This window comes from Micrococcus sp. LASM2_SD2 (genome assembly GCF_057364565.1).
This window is the reverse complement of record NZ_JBNFOB010000082.1, coordinates 1-8,767: the sequence shown is the minus strand read 5'-3', so window position 1 is coordinate 8,767 and position 8,767 is coordinate 1. Positions and strand designations below refer to the sequence as shown.

Genomic DNA, 8,767 nt, shown 5'->3' with positions numbered 1-8,767 from the left:
ACCGGTGGCGGTCCGGTCCTCGGCCTCGGCGGCGGCGATCTCCGCCTCGCCGGCACGGCCGCCGGCCACGAGCGAGGTCAGCAGCTCCCACTTCAGGTCCGTGGACAGGTCCAGGCCGGGGACCGCCACGGTGCCGTCGTGGATGCCGGCCACGGTGTCCAGCTGGGCGTCGGTGCGGGCGTGCAGGGCCAGGGCCTTGACGAACTGCAGCTGGTTGTCCGAGCCGGCCTCGGCGGCCTGCACGAGCTCCCACAGGCGGTCCGCGGCGGTTGCGCGGGCGTCCTTCGCCTCGCCCTCCGGCACGTACTGGCCCAGGGTGGTGGCCAGCTGGCGCAGCAGGGTCTGCACCACGGAGGAGTCCTTCTCGTCGCCGATGTTCGCCAACACGAGGTCCGCGAACCAGCGGCCCCGTGCCTCGCCGTCGCGGTTGGTGTCCCAGGCGGAGGACCAGAGCAGGGTGCGCGGCAGGGACTCGGCCACGTCCTTCAGGCGGGTCGAGGCGACCTCCCAGGACTCGGCGTCCAGGCGGATCTTGGCATAGGCCAGGTCGTCGTCGTTCGGGAGGATCACGGCCGGACGCTGTGCGCCGATCGCGTCCGCCACGGAGGTGCGCTCACCGGCGACGTCCAGCTCGTGACGGGCCACGCGGGTCAGCCTCCCCTCGGCGTCCACGTCGTAGAAGCCGACCGCCATGCGATGCGGGCGCAGGATCCGGTCGCCCGGGGCCAGGGCGGATCCGTCCGGGGCGGTCTGCACCAGGTCGAGGGCGGTGAGGGCGCCGGAGTCGTCGGTCTCCACCTCCACGGCGATCGTGTTCACGCCGGAGGTCTCCAGCCACTGGGTGGTCCACTCGGACAGGTCGCGGCCGGAGGCCTTCTCGAGCTCGACCATCAGGTCCGGCAGCTCGGTGTTGGTCCAGGCGTGCTTTGCGATGTACTCGCGGACGCCGGCCATGAAGTTCTCCTGGCCCACCCAGGCCACGAGCTGGCGGAGCACGGAGGCGCCCTTGGCGTAGGTGATGCCGTCGAAGTTCACCAGCACGTCGTCCAGGTCCCGGATCGGGGCCTTGATCGGGTGGGTGGAGGACAGCTGGTCCTGGCGGTAGGCCCAGGACTTCTCCATGGAGTTGAAGGTGGTCCAGGCGCCGGTGTACTTCGTGTTCTCGGCGGCGGCCAGGGTGGACATGAACTCGGCGAAGGACTCGTTCAGCCAGAGGTCGTTCCACCACTTCATGGTCACCAGGTCGCCGAACCACATGTGGGCCAGCTCGTGGAGGATGGTGATGGCGCGGCGCTCGACCATGGCCTCGGGCACGGTGGAGCGGAACACGTAGTTCTCGAGGAAGGTCACGCAGCCGGCGTTCTCCATGGCGCCGGCGTTGAACTCCGGCACGAACAGCTGGTCGTACTTCTCGAACGGGTACGGGTGGCCGTACTGCGCCTCGAAGAACTCGAAGCCCTGGCGGGTCAGCTCGAACACGTTGTCCGCGTCGAGGTGCTCGAACAGGGAGGCGCGGCAGAACACGCCCAGCGGGATGGTGCGGCCGTCGGCGCTGGTGAGCTCCGCGTGGGTGGACCTGTACGGGCCCGCCACAAGGGCGGTGATGTAGGAGGAGATCCGGGGGGTGGGGGTGAAGGCCCAGGTGGCGGTCTCGCGTCCGTCGGCATCGGTGCCGGCGGCGGTCGGCTCGGGGGTCGGCTGGTTGGACACCACGGCCCAGTCGGCGCGGGCGGTCACGGTGAAGGCGAAGGCGGCCTTGAGGTCCGGCTGCTCGAACACGGCGAACATGCGGCGGGAGTCCGGCACCTCGAACTGGGTGTAGAGGTACACCTCGTCGTCCACCGGGTCGATGAACCGGTGCAGGCCCTCGCCGGTGGTCATGTAGTCCGCCTCGCCGGCCACCACGAGCTCGTTCTGGGCCGCCAGAGGACCGATCTTCAGACGGGCGCCGTCGTAGTCCGCGGCGTCCAGCTCCTCGCCGTTGAGGGTGACCTTCGGGGTCTGCGTGGAGACGAAGTCGATCCAGGTGTGGGTGCCGACGGCGTCGTCGGCGGCGGTGAAGCGGACGGTGCTCACGGAGCCGAAGCGGTCGCCGGCCAGGGTGAGGTCCAGCGCCACGTCGTAGGACTGCACCTCCACGGCGGCCGCGCGGGCGGCGGCCTCCTCGCGGGTGATGTTCAGGCGTGCGGCAGTCGACACAGGTGACCTCCAAGTCGGGGTGGTGGATGGTGGGGCCGGTGACGGCGGAGCGGGTGTGCCCGCGGTCACGATCCCTGCCATTGTGCCACCTGTGCGCCGCCAGGACCGCCGGGCCGTGACCGCCGACTACCCTGGACGGCAGACCCCGATCGATCCGCCCCGCCCACCAGGAGGACCTGAGCATGCGCGTCCACATCGCCACCGACCACGCCGGGATGGAGCTGTCCGCCCACCTGGTGAAGCACCTGACCGCCGCCGGCTACGAGATGGTGGACCACGGCCCGGCCGAGTACGACGCCCTGGACGACTACCCGGGGTTCTGCATCAACGCCGCGCAGGCCGTCGCCGCCGAACGCGCCGAGGGCAGGGACTCCCTGGGCATCGTGCTGGGCGGGTCCGGCAACGGTGAGCAGATCGCCGCGAACAAGGTGGAGGGCATCCGCGCCGCCCTCGCCTGGAACCTGGACACCGCCAGGCTGGCCCGCGAGCACAACGACGCGAACGTGGTGGCCGTCGGCGGCCGCCAGCACTCCCTCGAGGAGGCCACCGAGCTGATCGAGGCGTTCCTGGCCGAGCCGTTCTCCGAGGACGAGCGTCACGTGCGCCGCATCGGCAAGATCGGCCACTACGAGACCACCGGAGAGGTGCTGATGTGAGTGCCTGAAGGCCACTCCCTGCACCGACTCGCCCGCCAGGTCCAGGACGTCTTCGGCGGGCAGGCCCTGCGTGCGAGCTCGCCGCAGGGCCGCTTCACGGACGGCGCCGCCCTGCTGGACGGCCAGGTCCTCGAGCGTGCCTGGGCGCACGGCAAGCACTTCTTCGCGGACTTCTCCGGCGGGCTGACGCTCAACGTGCACCTGGGCCTCTACGGCGCCTTCTCCTTCGGCGGGGACGAGACCTTCGCGCACAGCTCCTCCATCGGGGCGCCGCGCAGGATCGGTGAGCGGAAGACCCCGTCCGCGCTTCCCGACGACGGCCCCTCGCCGTCCGCCGCCGTCCCGCCTCCGCCTGCACCCACCGTCCGGCTCCGCCTGGTCTCCGCCCACGGCTGGGCGGACCTGATCGGCGCGTCCACCTGCCGCGTGCTGACCCCTGCGGAGATCGACGAGGTCACCGCGAAGCTGGTCCGGACCCGCTCAACGACGACGACCCAGCCCCCTTCCTGCACCGGGCCGGCAGGACGCGGCGGCCGATCGGCGTGGTCCTCATGGACCAGACCATGGTCGGAGGGATCGGCAACATCTATCGCGCCGAGTCCCTGTTCCGGGCAGGGCTGGACCCGTGGCGGCCGGCGAAGGACGTGGGGGAGGCCGGGCTGACGGCGCTCTACGCGGACAACCAGGACCTGCTGCGCGAGGGCGTGCGGCTCGGTCGCATCGTCACGACCCGTGCGGAGCACCGCCCGGACGTCCCGGCCGAGGAGGCCTGGCCCGAGCACGCGAACTACGTCTACCAGCGCCAGGGGCAGACCTGCCTGGTCTGCGGCGAGGACGCGATCGTCGCCGAGGACATGGCCGGCCGGCGGCTGTACCGCTGCACGAGCTGTCAGCGCTGAGGCCGGGGCTGAGGTCGGGAGGGCGACGCACGTCGTGCCGGTCCTGAGCGGCGACGGTGGGAGCGGTCCCGCACAGACGACGGCTCCGTCCCCTGGGAAGGGGACGGAGCGTCGTCGAGGGAGGGGCCGTCAGCGCACGGCCACCGGGGTGGTTGGGGTGGCCTCCGACTCGGGGTTCTGGGCAATGACGTCCAGGCGACGGTCGTGGCCGCCGCCGAGCAGTCGGCCGGCGAGCATGCCGCCGACGGCGCCGAGGGCCAGTCCGCCGAGGCCGGTGGCCAGGGACAGCATCGGACGGGGCTTCGAGTGCTTCGCGGTCCGCTCCACGGCGTGGACGGCGGCACGGGTGCGGTGCTTGGCGGAGGAGGCGGCGTGGCCCTTCATGCCGCGCCAATCGCCGTAGGCCTTGACGGCGCGGGGACCGTAGGCCACCGCGAGGCGGGCCGGCAGGGGCAGGAAGGAGGTCAGGCGACCCTTGAGCAGAGTCTTCATGATCGACATGCTCCGCACGCTAGAGCCGGTGGGAGGGGGCTGGTCAACGTCCCGGGTCTCCTGAGGGGCGAAGACCTGCTGCCCCGCGTCTTGAGGGGAAGGGCTGCCTGCGCGCCAGGTCGGGGCTCAGGGGCTCAGGAGACGGTCAGCAGCAGCGAGGCCAGGGCGGCGATGATCATGGAGTTGAACAGGAACCCGACGATCGCGTGCTCGCGGACCGCCGTCCGGGCCCGCCGCCCCGAGAACTCGACGTCCTGGGCGCCCATCATGGTGGACAGCATCAGCGAGACGGACAGGTAGTCCGTGAAGACCGGTGCGTGGCTGCCCCGGAAGCGCAGCGGGGGAGTGGCGGACTCACCCTCCCCGTGGTCGCTCTCCGGGTCGTGCTGCGCGACCAGCCGGGCGTAGCGCAGGGCCTGGGCCAGCACGATGCTGAACCAGGACGCCAGGACGGTCGCCACCGCCAGCATGCGCAGCGCCGGCACCTCGCGCGCCTCCGGCATCCACATGGACACCACCACCACGAGCATCGCCATCAGGGAGAGCGTCACGGTGGTGCCGAGGGTGCTGGACTCGCCGAACACCCACGCCCGCCAGCCGAACGGGTTCGAGGACTCCCTGGGCCCGCGCGAATGCGTGCGCAGCAGCTCGTGCAGCGCGACCGAGCGCTTGCGCCCCAGCCAGCGCAGCAGGACCACCGCGTCCAGCAGGCAGTACAGCGTCCAGAGCAGGGACAGCGTGACCAGCACCGAGAGCCCCGGGGTGCGGCGCGAGCCGTCCAGGCCCGTCCAGTCGCCCAGCGGGGTGGCGATCACCGCCACGCTGACGGCCATGGACACGGCGCCGGCCACCAGCGAGATCGTCGTGAGGCGCCACGTGTCGTTCTCCAGCAGCCGCAGCCGCCAGGGACGTCTGCCTGCCGACGAGGAGGAGGTGCGCCGCGGCGTCTCGGAGTTGCCCATGGGTCCATCCTGCACAGAACCGGCACAGGTGCAAGGGGCGGTGTGGACGGGGAGGCGAGACCGTGGAGTGACGCGCCTCACGGAGGCGGGACGTTCCCGTAGAGCTGAAGCTAGACCGTGCTCGGATCTGGTCCAACAGGGGAATGTCCAAGGAAGGGCCACGGTCTGCTCATTCTCTTCTCAGCAGCCTGGAGCCTCTCATGCAGACCGCTCCATCCTCCGTGACCCGCGCGACCGTCCTGCGCGCCACCGCCTGGTCCGTCCCGGCCGTGGCCATCGTGGCCGCCGCCCCCTATGCCGCCGCCTCGCCGATGCTCCAGACCTACGCCGTGCTGTTCACCGCGGCCGGTCAGGGCGTGGCCCGTCCCGTCGCCCCGGTCGCCGATCCGCGCCCCGAGGACATCGCCGTGTCCGTCACCTCCTCGCCCTCGGACGGCACGGAGGGCTCCGGCACCGTCCTGACCGTGACGGGGAAGCGCACGGTCACCTTCACCTTCGCCGGTCCGCTGACCTCCTTCACGCTGAGGCTCGACTCGGACCGGGGCTCCGAGGTCCCCTCGGTGGTCGTCGGCGGCATGACCTTCCAGGTCCAGATCGGGGACTGAGCGCAGACCGGGACGCGCACACGGCGGCCCTCGTCCGGCACTGCCGGGACCGAGTCGACTGGCGGTCCGTGACGAAGGGCCCGGTCCTACGACCGGGCCCTTCGCGGACTCTGGAGGGGATGACGGGAATCGAACCCGCGTAGCCAGTTTGGAAGACTGGGGCTCTACCATTGAGCTACATCCCCACGGCGCCGCCCTCTCAAGCGGAACGGCGTCCACACTAGCACGTGCCGCCGCGGCCGCAGGCTCCGGCGGAGGACGGAGCACGCAACCGTGAGCATCCTCGACCGCATCCGCGCCGCACGTCGACCGGGGGAACGCAGGACGGCCCCGCGCGCCCTGCCCCTGGCAGCGCCCGCGTCCTCATCACCGGCGGCGGCTCCGGCATCGGCCGGCTCATGGCGCTCGGGGCCGCTGAACGCGGCGCCGCCCAGGTGGTCGTGTGGGACCTGGTGGCCGAGGCCGCGGAGGCGGTCGCCGTCGAGGTGCGTGGGCGAGGGGCGGACGCGCTCGCCGTCGCCGTGGACGTCACCTCTGCCGACGCCGTGGCGCAGGCGAGCCGGAAGAGCCCGGAGGTGGACGTCGTCGTGAACAACGCCGGCGTGGTCACCGGCGCCCCGCTGACCGAGGCCACCGAGGCCGGGATCCGCCGCACGTTCGAGGTCAACGCGCTCGCCCCGTACTGGGTGACCCGCGCCTTCCTGCCCGGGATGCTGGAACGGGACTCCGGAGTGGTGGTCACCCTCGCCAGCGCCGCAGGACTGGTGGGAGTGGCCAGGCAGACCGACTACTCCGCCTCCAAGCATGCCGCCGTGGGCTTCGCCGAATCCCTCCGGGCAGAACTCCGCAGGGCCGGCAGCGGTGTCCGCTCCCTGGTGGTGTGTCCCTACTATGTGGACACCGGCATGTTCGCCGGCGTGCAGACGAAGGTGCCGTGGCTGCTGCCGATCCTGCGGCCCGAGGACGTGGCGGCGAAGGTCCTCGACGCGATCGAGTCCGGGTCCCAGCAGCTTCTCCTGCCGCCGGCCGTGCACACCCTCGCGCCCCTGCGCGTGCTGCCCGTGCGCGCCTTCGACGCCGTCATGGACGTCCTCGGCGTCAACGCGACCATGGACGGGTTCACCGGCCGCGTCGGCCGCTGACGATGGGGACTGCGCCCGGGAGCCCGGCCGATCGTCGACCGCGGACATTTCCCCTGTGACGGCGCCGCGCGGTAGTCTGGCTCAGTCTGCCGACCGGCAGGCAGCGTCAAGGACGTCATGCCTCTGGCGGGACGGACCGGGTCTGCCCGCGTCCCGCAGACGATCCGGGGTGTAGCTCAGCTTGGCTAGAGCGCGCGCTTTGGGAGCGTGAGGCCGCAGGTTCAAATCCTGTCACCCCGACCATTCCCTGACATCCGACATCGACACCGACCCCTACAGGAGCCATCCGTGGTCAAGACCACCGCAGAGAACCTCAGCCCCACCCGCGTGAAGCTGGCCGTCGAGGTCCCCTTCCAGGAGGTGAAGCCGGCCCTGGACAAGGCGTACAAGGACATCGCCAACCAGGTCCAGATCCCAGGCTTCCGCCAGGGCAAGGTGCCGGCGCGTCTGATCGACCAGCGCTTCGGCCGTGAGGTCGTCATGGACACCGCCGTGAACGAGGGCCTGAACACCTGGTTCCAGCAGGCCATCACTGAGGCCGAGGTCACCCCGATCTCCCGCCCCGAGGTCGACGTCACCGGCACCCCGGGCGAGAAGGGCGAGGACCCGGTGACCTTCACCGCCGAGTTCGACGTCCGTCCGGAGATCGAGCTGCCGGACTACAAGGGCCTCAAGGTCACCGTCGAGCCGTCCGCAGCCACCGAGGACGACGAGAAGAAGGCCCTCGACGAGCTGCGTGCCCGCTTCGGCACCCTCAAGGACGTGGACCGTCCGGCCAAGAAGGACGACTTCGTCACCATGGACCTGACCGCCACCGTGGACGGCGAGCAGGTCGACGCCGCCGAGGGCCTGTCCTACCAGGTCGGCGCCGGCACCATGCTCGAGGGCATCGACGAGGCCCTCGACGGCCTGTCCGCCGACGAGGACGCCACCTTCGAGACCACCCTCAACGGCGGCGAGCACGACGGTGAGAAGGCCACCGTGAAGCTGGTCCTCAAGGCCGTCAAGGAGCGCGAGCTCCCGGAGGCGGACGACGAGTTCGCCCAGCTGGCCTCCGAGTTCGACACCATGGACGAGCTCAAGGAGGACCTGAAGAAGCAGGCCGCCGAGGCCGCCCAGAACCGCCAGGGCGTCGAGGCCCGTGACAAGGTCCTCGAGGAGCTCGTGAAGCTCGTCGAGGTGCCGGTCCCGGACGCCGTGATCGCCGAGCAGCTCGAGCAGCACTTCAACTCGCAGGGCCACACCTCCGGTGACGACCACGACACGGCCGAGCACCGCGAGGAGCTGGAGGAGAACACCCGCGAGGCCTTCAAGAACGAGGTCATCCTGGACGCCGTGGCCGAGGCCGAGGAGGTCTCCGTCGACCAGGGCGAGCTGATCGAGTACATCATCGCCACCGCCTCCGAGTACGGCATGGACCCGAACCAGTTCGCCATGATGCTCGACCAGGCTGGCCAGGTCCCGATGATCATGGGCGAGGTCCGCCGGCGCAAGGCCCTCGCCAAGGTCCTCGAGTACGCGGAGGTCAAGGACACCGAGGGCAAGGCCGTGGACCTCACCGCCTTCGTGACCCCGGGCGGCCAGGAGGCCGTGGACGCCGACGCCGAGAAGGCCGAGGAGGAGCCGAAGGAGAAGGCCGCCGCCAAGAAGCCGGCCGCCAAGAAGGCCCCGGCCAAGAAGAAGGCCGACGAGAAGGACGCCTGATCCGGACCCTCCCCGCGTGAGCGGGGGGACGCCGAGCACGCACGGCGCCGCACCACTCGTCCGGGAGGTGCGGCGCCGTCGTCGTCCCCCGGGCGCCGGCAGGCGAGC

Annotated in this window: 7 protein-coding genes, 2 tRNA genes and 1 pseudogene; 6 read left to right on the top strand and 4 right to left on the bottom strand. The window is 71.2% G+C overall.

Annotation, left to right across the window (positions count from 1 at the left end):
* Nucleotides 1-2,199: aminopeptidase N (pepN, locus tag AC2W7A_RS06145; RefSeq protein WP_485990576.1), on the bottom strand; the 2,199-nt coding region annotated here is incomplete at its 3' end.
* Between the two features lie 182 nt (nt 2,200-2,381).
* On the opposite strand from pepN, the gene AC2W7A_RS06140 reads away from it, so the two are divergent.
* Together AC2W7A_RS06140 and AC2W7A_RS06135 are read left to right on the top strand one after the other, a co-directional pair.
* Nucleotides 2,382-2,855, top strand: coding sequence for a ribose-5-phosphate isomerase (locus AC2W7A_RS06140; RefSeq protein ID WP_485990575.1), 474 nt, complete (start codon nt 2,382-2,384; stop codon nt 2,853-2,855).
* Nucleotides 2,856-3,754: pseudogene (locus AC2W7A_RS06135) on the top strand (Fpg/Nei family DNA glycosylase).
* 129 nt (nt 3,755-3,883) lie between these two features.
* Here AC2W7A_RS06135 and AC2W7A_RS06130 read toward each other — a convergent pair.
* Together AC2W7A_RS06130 and AC2W7A_RS06125 are read right to left on the bottom strand one after the other, a co-directional pair.
* Nucleotides 3,884-4,255, bottom strand: coding sequence for a hypothetical protein (locus AC2W7A_RS06130; protein ID WP_485990574.1), 372 nt, complete (start codon nt 4,253-4,255; stop codon nt 3,884-3,886).
* Nucleotides 4,256-4,380: 125 nt separating this feature from the next.
* Entirely contained in the window at nt 4,381-5,208 is an 828-nt protein-coding gene (locus tag AC2W7A_RS06125) for a DUF1345 domain-containing protein (RefSeq protein WP_485990573.1), read from the bottom strand.
* A 200-nt stretch (nt 5,209-5,408) separates the two neighbouring features.
* Here AC2W7A_RS06125 and AC2W7A_RS06120 point away from each other — a divergent pair, with 200 nt between their 5' ends.
* Nucleotides 5,409-5,813 carry a hypothetical protein gene (locus AC2W7A_RS06120; RefSeq protein ID WP_485990572.1) on the top strand — a complete coding sequence of 135 codons (405 nt, stop codon included), beginning with the start codon at nt 5,409-5,411 and terminating at the stop codon, nt 5,811-5,813.
* A 111-nt stretch (nt 5,814-5,924) separates the two neighbouring features.
* Here AC2W7A_RS06120 and AC2W7A_RS06115 read toward each other — a convergent pair.
* A tRNA-Gly gene (locus AC2W7A_RS06115) sits at nt 5,925-5,998 on the bottom strand.
* A 213-nt stretch (nt 5,999-6,211) separates the two neighbouring features.
* Between AC2W7A_RS06115 and AC2W7A_RS06110 the strand changes: the two genes are divergently transcribed.
* The 3 genes from AC2W7A_RS06110 to tig all read left to right on the top strand — a co-directional run bounded on the left by AC2W7A_RS06110 (nt 6,212) and on the right by tig (nt 8,659).
* A complete protein-coding gene (locus AC2W7A_RS06110; RefSeq protein ID WP_485990571.1) occupies nt 6,212-6,955 on the top strand; it encodes an SDR family NAD(P)-dependent oxidoreductase in 744 nt (247 codons plus the stop codon).
* 165 nt (nt 6,956-7,120) lie between these two features.
* A tRNA-Pro gene (locus AC2W7A_RS06105) sits at nt 7,121-7,198 on the top strand.
* 45 nt (nt 7,199-7,243) lie between these two features.
* Nucleotides 7,244-8,659 (top strand): trigger factor, encoded by a 1,416-nt coding sequence (tig, locus tag AC2W7A_RS06100; protein WP_485990570.1) that lies wholly within the window; start codon nt 7,244-7,246, stop codon nt 8,657-8,659.
* The last annotated feature ends 108 nt before the right edge of the window (nt 8,660-8,767 follow it).